We start from the raw sequence: 15,529 nt of genomic DNA on the forward strand, positions 1-15,529 counted from the left end.
ATTGTGCCTGCCGCGACCCCCTACGGGGTGCTGTTGGGCAGCACCGGCTCCCGCGTCCGGTTCGCCCACCTGGTCAGCGCGGGCACGGGCGCGGCCGCGACGAGGAAGATCGCGGCCACCGCGACCCAGCCGCCCGCGCCGAAGCCGCCGAGCGCGAACGTGAAGACCGCCGGCCCGAACAGCTGCACGGTGGCGGTGGCCGCCTCGTTCACGCCCTGGTACGCGCCGCGCGCCTCCTCGCGCATGAGGCTCACCGAAAGGCCCCAGTTCGCGGCCACGTACCCCAGTTCCCCGACCACGTGCAGCAGCGCCGCGACGATGACGATCGCCACGCCCACCGCACCGCCGCCGCCCGCGGTCGTGGCGAGCAGCAGGCAGCTCGCGGCCAGCACGACCCCGGACCGCACGGCCGTGCGCGCGGCTTGGTCGGTGGTGCGGGCGAACCGCGAGAACGGCACCTGGAACACGGCGATGCCCACCGAGCCGAGGACGACCACCACGCCGCCGAGGGCGAGCGGCAGGTCCGTCGAGCGGGACAGCCACAGCGGCAGACCGGTCGACAGCATCGCCCAGCACAGTGAGAGCACCGAGGTGACGGCGACGACGGCCAGGTAGGGGCGGTCGCGCAGGACCTCGCGGTGGCGCGGGGCACGCACCGCCGCCTCGGGCTTGCGCACCGCGAGCGTCGTCACCGCCAGCACCCCGAACGTGGCCGCGTTGCCCGTGATGGCCAGGGCGTAGGCGGAGTGGCTGTCGGCGGTCAGGACCAGTGCGCCGAGCCCGGCCCCGATCGCGTACCCGACGTGCTGCGCCACCCGCTGCCGCGCCAACGCCCGCACCCGCTCGGCCTGGTCGGAGACCAGGCCCGCGATCAACGCCGTCCGCACCGCGTTGCCGCCGTTGGCCAGCGAGGTGAACGCCACCGTCGCCGCGAGGAACGACCACGTGCCGTCCACCGCCAGGTAGGACGCCATGGCGAGGGCCCGCACGACGGTGATCGCGACCAGCACCAGCCGGGGGTCGAACCGGTCCGCCAACCCGCCGAGCGGCACCGCCGCGACCAGACCCGCCGCCCCGGCCACCGCCATCCCCACACCCACCGTGACCAGCGGCAAGCCGAGCACGCGGGTGAAGAACAACGCCCACGTGGTGAACCACAGGCCGTCGCCGAGCGCCGAGACGCCGCGGCCCCACAACAGCACTCCCAGCCCCATCGGCGCTCACCCTTCACGTAGACATGAATGGTGGATGCACGGTAACCCGAGCCGCGCCGGACCGCAATCAACGTTCAGGAGACCATGAAGAGTGCTAACGTGGGAGGGGGAGAGGAGCACGCACATGGCGGGATGGGTCGACTCCGGCAACGCCGTCCAGGCCGCGGTCGTCGCGCTGGCCCGCGAGCTGTCCGACCCGGTCCGCCTCACCGCGCTGCAACTGCTCGCCGCCGAGGGCCCGCACACGATGGTGCAGCTGGCCGACGCCATGGGCGTCTCGCCGCCGCGCCTGGGCAACCACCTGGCCCGCCTGCGCGCCGCCGGCCTCGTCACGGTCGAGCACACCGGTCGGCACGCGGTCTACCAGGTCGCCCGCGGCGAGATCGCCGACGTCCTCACCGCCCTGGCCCGCTACGCCCACCACGGCGACCTGACCACGCCGCAGCGCTCGTCCTCACCGGTCGACGTGGCCCACACCTGCTACGACCACGCGGCCGGCCGGTTGGGCATCGCGGTGTTCGCCACCCTGGTGGACGGCGGCGCGCTCAAGCCGCCGGACGGCCGCACCGGTGAGCTGGCGCTCGGCGACGACCTGTCCGCGCTGCACCGCCTGGGCGTCGACCCGGGCGCCGTCGCACCGCGCCGCCGCCTGGCGTCGGCCTGCCTGGACCGCACGCACCGCGTCCCGCACCTGGGCGGCGACCTGGGCAGGCTCGTGCTGGACGCGTTCCTGGCCGACGACCTCGTCCGCCGCCAGGACGGCACCAGGGCGCTGCTGGTCACCGAACGGGGAGCCGGACGCCTGCCCGGGCTGCTGCCGACGTTCAGCCCGTCGGGGTGACTCCCCGCACCGCCCACGCCCGGGCGGTGAGCCGGATCGAGCCGTCGCGGTGGGTGGGCAGCCGGGTGCGCAGCAGGTCGCGCAGGGCGCGGCGCCGGTCGTCGGGCAGGGACGCGGCGTAGCCGGGCGCCGGGCCCTGACCACCGAGGAACGGGCGCCAGTAGTCGTCGAAGTCGCTGAACACCGTCGGCACCTCCAACGCCTCCACGCGCACCGCGCCCAGGCCCGCACCGGTCCACAGCGCCCGCAGGGGTTCCGGGCGGCAGAGCGGGAAGCGCCGCCCCTCGTCCAGGTCCGCCGCCGCCGGGTCGAGGTCGGTGGCGGCATCCCAGAACCACCGGGTGATCGCCATGCCCTCGGCGTAGTCCCAGACGTAGGCGGCGACCACACCGCCGGGCGCGGCGACCCTGGCGCACTCGGCCACGGCCCGCGCGGCGTCCGGCACGAAGTTGAGGGCCAGGCCGCTGACCACGGCGTCGAAGGCCCGGTCGGGCAACGGCAGCGCCCGGGCGTCACCGGCGTGGAAGACCGCGCGCGGATCGGCGACGCGGTGCCGCGCGGTGGCCAGGAACCCCTCCGACGGGTCGACGCCGGCGATCTCCGCGGGCTGCCCGACGTCGAGCACGGCCGTCGTCAACGCCCCCGTGCCACAGCCGACATCCACCCAACGGCGGCCCGCCGGCACGTTCAACAGGCGGAGGAACTGCCGCGCGACGGGCGCGCTCCACCGCCCGACGTAAGCCTCGTAAGCCTCGCCTACCGCCCACACCTCGTTCGCCACCGGCTCAGCATGGCAGCGCCGGGCCCGCCGAGGGAGGTTTGTCGCCCGCGAACGAAGCAGGGGCCCCACCTCGGGCGCCCCTGCGCGCCACGTCCGACGGCTCGGTCAGCCGTTGTCCAGCGCGGTCCGCTGCACGTCCGGGCCGCGGTCGGTGTCGTCGTCGGTGTCGTGCTCGGTGTCGGCCGCGGCTGCGGGATCGGCGCCGATCGGAACGAGGTCGTCGTGGATCCTCTCCACGGCCGCGTTGGCGGTGTCAGCGCTCGTCACGGCCGCCGCGGGAGCTTCCGGCACGAGCCAGAGCACGCCCGCCGGCGGCAGTTGCAGCACCGCCGAAGCGGGCCGGCCGTGCCACGGGTGCTCCTCCGCCTCCACCACGCCCAGGTTGCCGACGCCGGACCCGCCGTACACCTCGGAGTCGGTGTTCACCACCTCGCGCCACCGACCGGCCGCGGGCAGACCCACCCGGTAGTCGTGGTGCGGCAGCCCGGCGAAGTTCGCCACGCACGCGACCACCGAGCCGTCCGCGCCGATCCGCAGGAAGCTCAGCACGTTGCCCGCCGAGTCGTTCGCGTCGATCCAGGAGAACCCCTCGGGCCTGTTGTCCGCGCTGTACAAGGCGGGCGAGGCGGTGTAGACCCGGTTCAGGTCCGAGATCAACCGGTGCAGGCCCGCGTGCAGCGGGTCGTGCAGCAGGTGCCAGTCCAGCGACCGGGCCTCCGACCACTCCTCCCGCTGCCCGAACTCGCCGCCCATGAACAGCAGTTGCTTGCCCGGGTGCGCCCACATGAACGCCAGCAGCGACCGCAGCCCCGCCGCCTTGTTCCAGTCGTCGCCGGGCATCCGCTGCCACAGCGAACCCTTGCCGTGCACGACCTCGTCGTGCGACAGCGGCAGCACGAAGTTCTCGCTCCACGCGTACACCAGCGAGAACGTGATCTCGTTGTGGTGGAACGAGCGGTGGATGGGCTCGCGCGACAGGTAGTGCAGCGAGTCGTGCATCCAGCCCATGTTCCACTTGAACCCGAACCCCAGGCCGCCCAGGTGCGTCGGCCGCGAGACGCCCGGCCACGCCGTCGACTCCTCGGCCGCCATCACCACCCCGGGGTGGCGCTTGTAGACCGTCGCGTTCAGCTCCTGCAGGAACCGCACCGCGTCCAGGTTCTCCCGGCCGCCGTACTGGTTGGGCAGCCACTGGCCTTCCTCGCGGGAGTAGTCCAGGTAGAGCATCGAGGCCACCGCGTCGACCCGCAGGCCGTCGATGTGGAACTCCTCGATCCAGTACAGGGCGTTGGCGACGAGGAAGTTGCGCACCTCGTTGCGCCCGAAGTCGAACACCAGCGTGCCCCAGTCGGGGTGCTCGCCCCGGCGCGGGTCCTCGTGCTCGTACAACGCGGTGCCGTCGAACCTGGCCAGCGCCCACGAGTCCTTGGGGAAGTGCGCGGGCACCCAGTCCATGATCACGCCGATGCCGCGCTGGTGGAGCACGTCCACGAAGTACCGGAAATCGTCGGGTGAGCCGAACCGCGAGGTCGGTGCGTAGTAGGAGGTCACCTGGTAGCCCCACGAGCCGCCGAACGGGTGCTCGGCCACCGGCATCAGCTCCACGTGCGTGAAACCGGTGCCCACCACGTAGTCCGCCAGCTCCTCGGCCAGCTCCCGGTACCCCAGACCGGGCTTCCAGGACCCGAGGTGCACCTCGTACACGCTCATCGGCGCGTTGATCCACTGGGTGGCGTCCCGCTTGGCCCGCCACTCGTCGTCACCCCACTGGTGGGTCGACCGGGTCACCACGGACGCCGTGGCGGGCGGTGTCTCGGTCGCGAACGCCATCGGGTCGGCCTTCTCGTGCCAGCGGCCGTCCCGGCCGAGGATCCGGAACTTGTACCGGGTGCCCTCGGGGATGCCGGGGATGAAGATCTCCCACACGCCGGACGAGCCGAGCGACCTCATCGGGTTCGCGCGGCCGTCCCAGCCGTCGAAGTCGCCGCACACCCGGACACCGCGCGCGGTCGGCGCCCAGACGGCGAACGAGACACCGGAGACGACGCCGTCGGGCGTGTCGTAGGTGCGCACCTGCGCGCCCAGCACGTCCCACAGCCGCTCGTGCCGTCCCTCGCCGATGAGGTGCAGGTCCAGCTCGCCGACGGTCGGCAGCCAGCGGTACGGGTCGTCCACCTCGACCAGGTCGTCGCCGTACTCGACCTCCAGCCGGTAGCCGCCGCCGGGGTGCTCGGGCAGGTCGCCCGCGAACAACCCGTCGGTGACTCGGTCCAGCTCGAAGCGCTTGTCACCCGCGATGACGGCGACCGCGGTCGCGCCCGGCCGCAGCGCCCTCGCGACCACGCCCTCCGGGACGTGGTGCACGCCGAGCACGGAGTGCGGGTCGTGGTGCGCCCCGGCCAGCAGCCGGTCGACGTCCTCGGGCGAGATCATGACTGCACCGCTCCCTCTCCAGTGATCCGCGCGATCGACGACAACGGGACCGTCAACCACTCCGGCCTGTTCGCGTGCTCGTACGCCACCTCGTACACGGCCTTGTCCAGCTCGAACGCCCGCAGCAGGTAGCCCCGCTTGCGCGGGTCGCCGACCGACTCCGACGCCGCCTCCGCGTAGCCCTCGGTGAACGCCGCGCGGTTGCGCCGCGCCCACTCCAGCGCCCGCACGGTCAGCTGGTGGTCCTCCGGCTGGCCGACCAGCAGCTGGTGCGCCGCGTAGTCGAAGGATCGCAGCATCCCGGCCACGTCGCGCAGCGGCGAGCGCAGCGCGGTCCGATCCGCGATCGGCGAACCCGGCTCGCCCTCGAAGTCGATCAGCAACCACCCCTGCACGGTCCGCAGCACCTGACCGAGGTGCAGGTCGCCGTGGATGTGCTGCACGGCGATCACGTCCGGGGTGTCCTTGGCCTGCTCGAACGCCTCCCGCAGCGCGGGCACGTACGGCCGCAGCTCCGGCACCGCGGCGACCACCCGGTCCAGCCGCGAGGTCATCGCCCGCACGGTCCGCTCGATGTCCTCGGCGTCCGCGTGCCGCGTGCCCAGCGCGCGCTCCAGGTCCGAGTGCACGGTGGCCACCGCCTGGCCCAGCCGCTGCGCCTCGCCGGCGAAGTCGCCGCCGACCTCGTCGGCGTGCAGGTCGGCCTCGGCCATCAGGTCGCGCACGCTCGTGGTGGCCATCGCCCAGCCGTCCACCGCGTCCGGCATGAACTGCTGCACCATGCCGACCGTGGTGGTCCGGCCGTCCAGCCGACCGGTGATCGACCCGAGCGGCTGGGCGATGTGCTCGCAGCCGACCTGGCGCAACGCGCGGTGCAGCACCAGGTCCGGGTTGTCGCCGTAGGTCAGCTTGCGGAACAGCTTGAGGATGTACTGGCTGCCGAACACGATCGAGGTGTTGGACTGCTCGGAGGTGATCGGCCTGCCGCGCAGCCCGGTCTGCAGCTCCACGTCCGGCTCGTGCGCGAACGTCAGCCCCTCGACCTCGGCGCCCTCGGCGATCAGGTCGAGCAGCACGCCGGTCAGCTCCGGCACCTGGGTCGCGTCGTAGTTGTCCACGTGGTCGGTGACCAGCAGCTGGTAGGGCTCCCGCCGGTCGGGTTGCTCCACCTCGACCACCAGGTGCACCAGCACGGGCTCCTCGGCCCGCAGCACCGACGTCCGCAGCGGTCGGATCGAGGTGACCGGGCGGTCCTTCCCGCCGAACCACCGCTGCGCGGGCAGCCACTCGGGCAGCTCGGCCATCACCTTGTCGACCAGGTCGTGCGGTTCGGTCACGTCCATCACCTCGGCTCGCTGTCGTCGCCGGCTTCCACGAGCTGGAACCAGTAGAAGCCGTGACCGGGCAGGGTCAACAGGTACGGCAAATCGCCCACGGTGGGGAAGACCACCCCGCCGGTCAGCTCCACCGGCCTGCTGCCGTGGTGCTCCGACAGGTCGAGCTCGACCGGCTGCGGGAACCGCGACAGGTTGTTCACGCACAGCACGACGTCCTCGTGGCCGTCGGGTCGCCGCCACCGCCGCCGGTACGCCAGCACGCTCGGGTTCGAGCCGCCCAGGTCGGTGAAGTCGCCCTCGGCGAACGCGTGGTGCTGCTTGCGCACCTCGATCATCCGCCGGGTCCAGTGCAGCAGCGAGGACTGGTTGTTCAGCTGCGCCTCGACGTTGAGCGCCTGGTAGCCGTACACCGGGTCCATGATCACGGGCAGGTAGATCCGGCCGGGGTCGCAGCTGGAGAACCCGGCGTTGCGGTCCGGGGTCCACTGCATCGGCGTGCGCACCGCGTCGCGGTCGCCGAGCCAGATGTTGTCGCCCATGCCGATCTCGTCGCCGTAGTACAGCACCGGCGAGCCGGGCAGCGAGAGCAGCATCGCGGTGAACAGCTCCTGCTGGTTGCGGTCGTTCTCCAGCAGGGGTGCCAGTCGTCGCCGGATGCCGATGTTGGCCTTCATCCGCGGGTCTTTGGCGTATTCGGCGTACATGTAGTCGCGTTCTTCGTCGGTGACCATTTCGAGCGTCAACTCGTCGTGGTTGCGCAGGAAGATGCCCCACTGGGCGCCGGACGGGATCTCCGGCGTCTGCGCCAGGATCTCCGAGATCGGGAACCGCGACTCGCGCCGCACCGCCATGAAGATGCGCGGCATCAGCGGGAAGTGGAAGGCCATGTGGCACTCGTCGCCGCCGACGTCGGGGTCGCCGAAGTACTCGACCACGTCCGACGGCCACTGGTTGGCCTCGGCGAGCAGCACCCGGCCGGGGTACTCGTCGTCCACCACCTTGCGGCAGCGCTTGAGGAAGTCGTGCGTGCGCGGCAGGTTCTCGCAGTTGGTGCCCTCCTGCTCGAACAGGTACGGCACGGCGTCGAGCCGGAACCCGTCGATGCCCAGGTCCAGCCAGAACCGCAGCGTGTCCAGCATGGCCTCCTGGACGTGCGGGTTCTCGAAGTTCAGGTCCGGCTGGTGGGAGAAGAACCGGTGCCAGTAGAACTGGCCGCGCACCGGGTCGTAGGTCCAGTTCGAGGACTCGGTGTCGACGAAGATGATCCGCGCGTCCGCGTAGCGCTGGTCGTCGTCGCTCCACACGTAGTAGTCGCCGTACGGGCCGTCGGGGTCGAGCCGGGACTGCTGGAACCACGGGTGCGCGTCGCTGGTGTGGTTGAGCACGAGGTCGGTGATCACCCGGATGCCGCGGCGGTGCGCCTCGTCCAGCAGGTAGACGAAGTCGTCCACCGAGCCGAACTCCGGCAGCACCGCGCGGAAGTCGGAGATGTCGTAGCCCCCGTCGCGCAGCGGCGAGGCGTAGAACGGCGGCAGCCACAGGCAGTCCACGCCGAGCCACTCCAGGTAGTCCAACCGGGACGCGAGGCCCCGCAGGTCACCGGTGCCGTCGCCGTTGGAGTCGCTGAACGCGCGCACCAGCACCTCGTAGAACACCGCGCCCTTGAACCAGTCGCGCTCGCGCGGCACGAGCTTGGCCGACCGGAAGTCCTCCGCCTGCGGTTCGACCAGCAGGCCGTCGGCGCCGATGGCCTCGCCGGTGTGCGGCACGTTCTCCAGGCCTACCAGCGCGGCATCGGGTCGGGCCTCTTCTTGCATGTGTGCTCCACCTCGTCCCACCTCATTGGGGGTGCGTTCGATCGTCCCTCGTGTCCTTCGGCGGGCACGGGGACTCAGGTTTGGGGACCGGGCTGGGTTTTCGCTGACTGCTGGGTCTCGCCCCAGGGGGATCTCGCCCCTAGGAGAACCTGCGCTGGACGCTCACGATGTGTGCCGGAGCGCGCCAGGGTTCCAGGCGGACGTAGTTGGCCTGACCCCAGTCCCAGGTCTCCCCGGACACCTCGTCGTGCGCGATCAGCCGCTCGTGCCAGTCGGCGCCGAGCGTGGGCAGGTCCAGCCAGACGGTGCCGTCCTGCGCTTCGTGCGGATCCAGGTTGACCACGACGACGACCGTGTCGCCGCTGCCGGGATCCTGCTTCGAGTAGGCGATCAACGCCGGGTTGTCGACGTGGTGGAACCGGAGTGTTCGCATCTGCTGCAACGCCGGGTGCGCCCGGCGGACCGCGTTCAGCTTGCGCAACCACGGTTCCAACGACCGTCCCTCGGCCACCGCCGCCGCGTAGTCGCGCGGGCGGAGCTGGTACTTCTCCGAGTTCAGGTACTCCTCGCTGCCCGGCCGGACGGCCTCGTGCTCGAACAGCTCGTAGCCCGAGTACACACCCCAGGTCGGCGCCATCGTCGCCGCCAGCGCCGCGCGCAGCGCGAACATGCCCGGACCGCCGTGTTGCAGCGACTCGTGCAGGATGTCGGGGGTGTTGACGAACAGGTTGGGCCGCGCTTCGTCCCAGTGCTCGACCAGTTCGGCGCCGAACTCGGTCAGCTCCTCCTTGGTCGTGCGCCAGGTGAAGTAGGTGTAGCTCTGCGTGAAGCCGAGCTTGGCCAGGCCGTACAGGCGGGCCGGGCGGGTGAAGGCCTCGGACAGGAACAGCACGTCCGGGTGCCGGTCCTTGACCGCCCAGATCAGCCACGCCCAGAAGTCCGGCGGCTTGGTGTGCGGGTTGTCCACCCGGAAGATGCGCACCCCGTGGTCCACCCAGTGCAGCACGACGCGCAGCACCTCGTTGTAGATGCCCTGGGGGTCGTTGTCGAAGTTGACCGGGTAGATGTCCTGGTACTTCTTCGGCGGGTTCTCCGCGTAGGCGATCGAGCCGTCCGGGCGGGTGGTGAACCACTCGGGGTTCTTGAGCACCCAGGGGTGGTCGGGCGCGCACTGCAACGCGAGGTCGAGCGCCACCTCCAGGTTCAGCTCGCGGGCGCGCGCCACGAACGCGTCGAAGTCCTCGATCGTGCCGAGCTCGGGGTGGATCGCGTCGTGCCCGCCCTCGTCCGCGCCGATGGCCCAGGTCGACCCGGGGTCGTCCTCGGTGGCGGTGAGCGTGTTGTTCGGGCCCTTGCGGTTCACCCGCCCGATCGGGTGGATCGGGGGCAGGTAGGCCACGTCGAAGCCCATGGCCGCGACGCGGTCCAGCTCCTTCGCGGCGGTGACGAACGTGCCGTGCACCGGGACGCCGGACTCGTCCACCCCGCCCGTGCTGCGGGGGAAGAACTCGTACCAGGAGCCGAAGGCCGCGCGCTTGCGGTCGACCCACACCTTCTGCGGCTTGCCCTTGGTGATCAGCTCGCGCACCGGGTGGTCGTGCATGATCTGCCGGACGTCGCCCGCGAGGGCGGGCGCGACCCGTTCGGCCAGGGGCCGGTGCTCGTCGCGCAGCGCGGTGGCCGCGTTGACCAGCAGCGGCTTCTCCCGGCGCCGGTCCGGCCGGCGGCTGACCCGGTCCAGCAGGCGGGCGCCCGCCTCCAGGTCGTTCTCCAGCTCGTGGGCACCCTGCCCGGCGGCGATCTTGACCTCGACGGCGTGCTGCCAGGTGGCCCACGGGTCGCTCCAGGCGTCCACGCGGAAGGTCCACGCGCCTTCGGTGTCGGGCACGATCGTGGTGGCCCAGCGGTCCAGGCCCGCGCCCGCGGGGACCATGCGCGTCTGTCTGGCGACCCGGTCGTTCGGTCCCCGCCACGCCACGGTGGCGGCCACGGCGTCGTGACCCTCCCGCCACACCGTGGCCTCGACCGGGACGTGTTCGCCCACCACGGCCTTCGCCGGGTAGCGGCCTCCGCTCACGGTCGGGGAGACATCGTCGATTCCGAGTCGTCCGCTCATCGGCAGCGCCCCTCTCACCTGGTGTGACGCGTGCACGGCCAAGTCTGCCCGCAGTGATCGGATAGGTCATCACCGGGACCCGTCTCGCTGTTCCTACCCCTTCTGATTGGATTGCACACTTGGTGGTGGTGCTCGTCTCGCGATGGAGGAGCGGATTCCCAGGTCGTGATCACCCCTGCCCCGCGCCCCGAGCCCCCCGGTCGAGCGATGATCGACCGAACCGGTCACTCTCCGAGACCACCCGGTCGGGCAACGTGACGCTCGGTCCCCGGCCCGTCCCGCCGGCCTCCCGCCGCGTTGCCACTTGCGCGCTGTGGTTGAAATAACTTGCGGCGAAACGTTTGTCCTGGTCAAGCTGGATCGGTCCCTGCATCGGTTCGGGTGACCGTTGTTCCGCGCCGCTGGATGGGGGATAAGGTCCGACGCCATGCGAGCACTTCGCCGGTTCACCGTCCGAGCCAGTCTGCCCGAGCCGTTGACGGCCCTGGGCACCCTCGCCACGAACCTGCGCTGGACATGGCACCAGCCCACCCAGGACCTGTTCGCGTCGGTCGACCCCGAGCTGTGGGCCGACGGCGGCGACCCATTGCGCCTGCTGTCCGTGGTCGCCCCCGAACGCCTCGACGACCTCTCCCGTGACGAGCAGTTCCTCTCGCACGCCCGTGCGCTGGCCGACGACCTGCACCGCTACACCACCGGCCCCCGCTGGTTCCAGCGCCGCCAGGACGAGATCGCGCAACGCCGCGAGCACGGCAACCACGACCTGCACCCCCTGCCCAACGCGGTCGCCTACTTCTCGATGGAGTTCGGCGTCACCGAGGCGTTGCCGAACTACTCCGGCGGCCTCGGCGTGCTGGCGGGCGACCATCTCAAGGCGGCCTCCGACCTGGGCGTCCCGCTGATCGCGGTCGGCCTGCTCTACCGGTCCGGCTACTTCCGCCAGGCGTTGAGCCTGGACGGCTGGCAGATCGAGCACTACCCCGTCCTCGACCCGCGCGGCCTGCCGCTGGAGCTGCTCACCGAGCCGTCCGGCGCGCCGATCCTGGTGCACGTGGCCATGCCCGGCGACCGGGTGCTGCGCGCCAAGGTGTGGAAGGCCCAGGTCGGCCGCATCCCGCTGCTGCTCCTGGACTCCGACGTGGAGGAGAACGACGACGACCTGCGCGGCGTCACCGACCGCCTCTACGGCGGCGACCAGGACCACCGCATCCGGCAGGAGATCCTGGCGGGCGTCGGCGGTGTCCGCGCCGTGCGCACGTACTGCGACCTGACCGGGCACCCCTCGCCCGAGGTGTTCCACACCAACGAGGGCCACGCGGGCTTCCTCGGCCTGGAGCGCATCCGCGAGCTGGTCACCGGCGAGGGCCTGGACTTCGACCAGGCGCTGGCCGCGGTCCGCGCGGGCACGGTGTTCACCACGCACACGCCGGTGCCGGCGGGCATCGACCGGTTCCCGGTCGACCTGGTGCAGCACTACTTCGGCTCGGAGTCGCTGCTGCCGGGCGTGAACACCCAGCGCGTCCTGGCGCTCGGCGCGGAGGACAACCCTGGCCTGTTCAACATGGCGCACATGGGACTGCGGCTCGCGCAGCGCGCGAACGGCGTGTCCAAGCTGCACGGCACCGTCAGCCGCGACATGTTCCGCGGCCTGTGGCCGGGCTTCGACGCCTCGGAGGTGCCGATCGGCTCGGTCACCAACGGCGTGCACGGCCCGACGTGGGCGGCCACCGAGATGAGCCGGCTGGTGGGTGACACGGAGGAGTCCGGCGTCGGCCTGCGCGGGTTCGAGCCGGTGACCGACCAGCGGCTGTGGGAGCTGCGCAACGACCTGCGCACCAAGCTCGTCCACGAGGTGCGCCGCCGCACCCGCGCGTCGTGGCTGCAACGCGGCGCGTCGGCGTTGGAGCTGGGCTGGACCGACTCGGTGTTCGACCCGGACGTGCTGACCGTCGGCTTCGCCCGCCGCGTGCCGACCTACAAGCGGTTGACGTTGATGCTGCGCGACCCGGAGCGGCTGCGCGCGATGCTGCTGCACCCCGAACGGCCGGTGCAGCTGGTCGTGGCGGGCAAGTCGCACCCGGCCGACGACGGCGGCAAGGCGTTGATCCAGCAGATCGTGCGGTACGCCGACGACGCGGGCGTGCGGCACCGGATCGTGTTCCTGCCCGACTACGACATGTCCATGGCCCGGTACCTGTACTGGGGCTGCGACGTGTGGCTGAACAACCCGATGCGCCCGCTGGAGGCCTGCGGCACGTCCGGCATGAAGTCGGCGCTGAACGGCGGGCTGAACCTGTCGATCCGCGACGGCTGGTGGGACGAGCTGTACGACGGCAGCAACGGCTGGGCCATCCCGACCGCGGACGGCGTCACCGACCCGACCCGGCGTGACGACCTGGAGGCCGCCGCCCTGTACGACCTGCTGGGCAACCAGGTCGCGCCGCTGTTCTACGACCGCGGCGAGGACGGCGTGCCGGCCCGCTGGTTGGCCATGGTGCGGCACACACTGGCGTCGCTCGGCCCGGCGGTGCAGGCGTCGCGGATGGTGCGCGAGTACGTGGAGAGGCTGTACGCGCCCGCCGCGTCGTCGGCCGCCTCGGTGGTCGGGGAGGGCTTCCGCGGCGCGAAGGAGCTGGCCTCGTACCGGCAGCGGTTGCGGGCGTCGTGGACCAGGGTGCGGGTGCTGGACTCGCAGATGTCGTCGAACGGGTCGGCCACGCCCCAGCTCGGCTCGCCGGTCGGCGTGCGGGCGCGGATCGAGCTGGCCGGCCTGGAACCGTCCGAAGTGGACGTCCAGGTGGCCCTGGGCCGGGTCGGCGACTCCGACGAGCTCTACGACGTGGTCACGCACGGGATGCGGTACGCGGGCAACGGCAACTACGAGATCGAGGTGCCGCTGCCGCACGCGGGCGCCGTCGGCTACACCGTGCGCGTGCTGCCCCGGCACGACCTGCTCGCGTCACCCGCTGAACTCGGCCGGGTCGTGCTGGCCGGCTGAATCGCCCGATCAGATGACCGCCGGCGTGACCGGCGGTCATCTCGTCGGACAATCCTTCACGCTTTCGGCACGCTATTTCTTCGGCCGGGTGAACTCGTCGTTCCCGCTGTTAGGTGTCGGTGTTCGCGCTTACCCTTCGGGGTGTGAACAAATTCGCGACAATGGGCACGGTGCTCGCCGTGGTGTTCGCCGTGGCCGTCATCCCGGCCGCGTCGGCGCAGCGGCGTTCGGCGGAACCGCCCGCCGGGTGCGCGGGTCTGGTGACGCAGCTCGCGGAGACGGTGAAGAAGGCGATCGAGCCGCTGGCCGCGAACCCGCCCGCGCCGGACAAGGCCGCTGCGCCGCTCGGTGACGCGCTCCGGCTGCTGGTGGGGATGACCGCGGCGAAGTGCCTGCCCGCGCCGCCGGCGAGCGCGCCCGCGCAGGCGGAGGCCCAGTTCCAGGGGCCGGAGTTGTGCCTGTCGCACGCCATGGCGGTGTTCGCCGGGCTGTTCAGCGTGCTGAGCAAGATCGTGCCGGGCGCGGTGGCGCCGGACCCGGGGAAATTGCGCGCCGAAGTGCAGGCGTGGCTGAAAACCGTCACCACCGCGTTGGAGAACTGCGGTCTGCCCGCACCGCCCGGTGGTATGCCGACGTTGCCGAATCCGCCCGCCTAGCGCATTTCCCCGAATAGACGTCCGGTCGGGCTCAGGCGATGTCGAGCCGGGCGGTGGTTTCTGCGACCCGGGGCATCCAGCCGGCCAGTTCCCGGGCCTCGACCAACGTCGCACGGGCCGCCGCGTTGTCCCCGGCGGCCATCTGCGCGCGGGCGATCGTGACCAGGGCGTCGGCCCGCGCCAGCCCGCTCTCGCTGCTCGCCTTGGCCTGCTTGGCGAGGACCAGCGCGGCGGCGTGGTCGTCCTCCAGGAGCGCGAGCTGCGCCAGCGTGCCCGTGCAGCGGTGGCGGGGGTAGCCGAACTGCATCGCGCCGTCCGCGGCCCGTCGCGCCGCGGGCACGCCGATGTCCGCGGGCACCTGGCCGCCCTCGACGGCGTTGGCCGTGGAGCTGGCCATCTCCGCCAGCACGAACGCCATGTCGCGCGGTTCCAGGTCGGTGCGCCCCATCAGGCCGCTGACCGCGTGCAGCGCCTCGGCGTACCGGCTGCGCAGCGTCAGCACGGCGACCCGGGCGCCGGTCGTGACCAGGAGCGTGGGGTGGCGTTCGACCAGTTCGTCGGCGAGCGCCTCCGCCCGGTCGAGGTCGCCGACCGCGAGGGCGTCGGTCACCTGGTTGACCAGCGGCGTCGCCTCGTACTCGGCGGCCAGGCGGCCGGAGGCGCGGGGCAGCGCGAACAGGAACCAGCCGGGTGAGGTGGTGCCCGCGCCGCGTCGCGGCCACAGGCCGTTGACCAGCACCGCCGTGCCCGCGACCGCGAAGCCCCGCAGGAACGGCTGGTCGACGTCGGACCAGACCAGCGCGCCGAGCCAGGCCACCGCCACGATCGCCGCGGACAGCACCGCCGAGGACAGCCCGGTCAGCCACAGCCGACGGCGCACCGGCGCCTTGATCGAGGTGAGGCCGACCGACATCAGCACCGGGACCGTCCGCCACACCACGCGCAGGTGCGGTCGCGTCCACGTGCGCACCTCGCCGCCGACGCCGATCTCGACCAACGACACCCGCACCCGGAACAGCAGCGCACCCAGCAGCAACCCGACTTGCAGCGCCGTGAGCACCGCCCAGGCGCCGCACGCCGCCCCGCCGAACGTCGCGACACCCGGCCGCCAGACCACGAGGACGACCAGCACCAGTCCGGTCAGCGCTTTCCACACGAACCTGGAGACGCTACCGCCACCCCCGCGGTTCCCGAACCGACCACCCGGCCGTTCCGAACGGTGAACTCGGGGGTCCTGAACGTAGGACACGGCCGTTCCGAACGTAGGACACGCGGGGCCTGGACGTAGAACTCGCGCGACCTGAACGTAGGACTCTCGCGCGAGTCCTACGTTCAG

At 71.9% G+C, this 15,529-nt stretch carries 10 protein-coding genes; 3 read left to right on the forward strand and 7 right to left on the reverse strand.

Features of this window, described 5'->3' with window-relative positions; translation table 11 throughout:
* Positions 1 to 20 precede the first annotated feature (20 nt).
* Positions 21 to 1,214, reverse strand: coding sequence for an MFS transporter (locus tag ACYVLT_RS19540; RefSeq protein WP_461121622.1), 1,194 nt, complete (start codon positions 1,212 to 1,214; stop codon positions 21 to 23).
* A 124-nt stretch (positions 1,215 to 1,338) separates the two neighbouring features.
* Between ACYVLT_RS19540 and ACYVLT_RS19545 the strand changes: the two genes are divergently transcribed.
* The gene (locus ACYVLT_RS19545; RefSeq protein ID WP_461121623.1) at positions 1,339 to 2,055 is read left to right on the forward strand and encodes an ArsR/SmtB family transcription factor; all 717 of its coding nucleotides are present in this window, start codon (positions 1,339 to 1,341) and stop codon (positions 2,053 to 2,055) included.
* On the opposite strand, the gene ACYVLT_RS19550 is transcribed toward ACYVLT_RS19545, so the two are convergent.
* The 5 genes from ACYVLT_RS19550 to ACYVLT_RS19570 form a co-directional block, all read right to left on the reverse strand.
* Complete coding sequence (locus ACYVLT_RS19550) at positions 2,039 to 2,836, reverse strand: class I SAM-dependent methyltransferase (protein WP_461121624.1); 798 nt, start codon at positions 2,834 to 2,836, stop codon at positions 2,039 to 2,041. The genes ACYVLT_RS19545 and ACYVLT_RS19550 overlap by 17 nt on opposite strands.
* Positions 2,837 to 2,941: 105 nt before the next feature.
* On the reverse strand, positions 2,942 to 5,269 hold the full coding sequence (gene glgB, locus ACYVLT_RS19555; RefSeq protein ID WP_461121625.1) for a 1,4-alpha-glucan branching protein GlgB: 2,328 nt from the start codon (positions 5,267 to 5,269) through the stop codon (positions 2,942 to 2,944).
* The gene (locus ACYVLT_RS19560) at positions 5,266 to 6,606 is read right to left on the reverse strand and encodes a maltokinase N-terminal cap-like domain-containing protein (protein WP_461121626.1); all 1,341 of its coding nucleotides are present in this window, start codon (positions 6,604 to 6,606) and stop codon (positions 5,266 to 5,268) included. Before ACYVLT_RS19560 ends, glgB begins: the two co-directional genes overlap by 4 nt.
* Positions 6,607 to 6,611: 5 nt before the next feature.
* Complete coding sequence (gene treS / locus ACYVLT_RS19565) at positions 6,612 to 8,423, reverse strand: maltose alpha-D-glucosyltransferase (protein ID WP_461121627.1); 1,812 nt, start codon at positions 8,421 to 8,423, stop codon at positions 6,612 to 6,614.
* 139 nt (positions 8,424 to 8,562) lie between these two features.
* Complete coding sequence (locus ACYVLT_RS19570) at positions 8,563 to 10,539, reverse strand: alpha-1,4-glucan--maltose-1-phosphate maltosyltransferase (RefSeq protein WP_461121628.1); 1,977 nt, start codon at positions 10,537 to 10,539, stop codon at positions 8,563 to 8,565.
* 427 nt (positions 10,540 to 10,966) lie between these two features.
* Here ACYVLT_RS19570 and glgP point away from each other — a divergent pair, with 427 nt between their 5' ends.
* Positions 10,967 to 13,537: an alpha-glucan family phosphorylase gene (glgP, locus tag ACYVLT_RS19575; protein WP_461121629.1), complete on the forward strand. Its 2,571-nt coding sequence runs from the start codon at positions 10,967 to 10,969 to the stop codon at positions 13,535 to 13,537.
* A 143-nt stretch (positions 13,538 to 13,680) separates the two neighbouring features.
* On the forward strand, positions 13,681 to 14,193 hold the full coding sequence (locus tag ACYVLT_RS19580) for a hypothetical protein (protein WP_461121630.1): 513 nt from the start codon (positions 13,681 to 13,683) through the stop codon (positions 14,191 to 14,193).
* A gap of 31 nt (positions 14,194 to 14,224) precedes the next feature.
* Here ACYVLT_RS19580 and ACYVLT_RS19585 read toward each other — a convergent pair whose 3' ends face one another.
* Positions 14,225 to 15,349 carry a hypothetical protein gene (locus ACYVLT_RS19585; RefSeq protein WP_461121631.1) on the reverse strand — a complete coding sequence of 375 codons (1,125 nt, stop codon included), beginning with the start codon at positions 15,347 to 15,349 and terminating at the stop codon, positions 14,225 to 14,227.
* Between the last annotated feature and the right edge of the window lie 180 nt (positions 15,350 to 15,529).

The organism is Saccharothrix stipae (assembly GCF_054781895.1).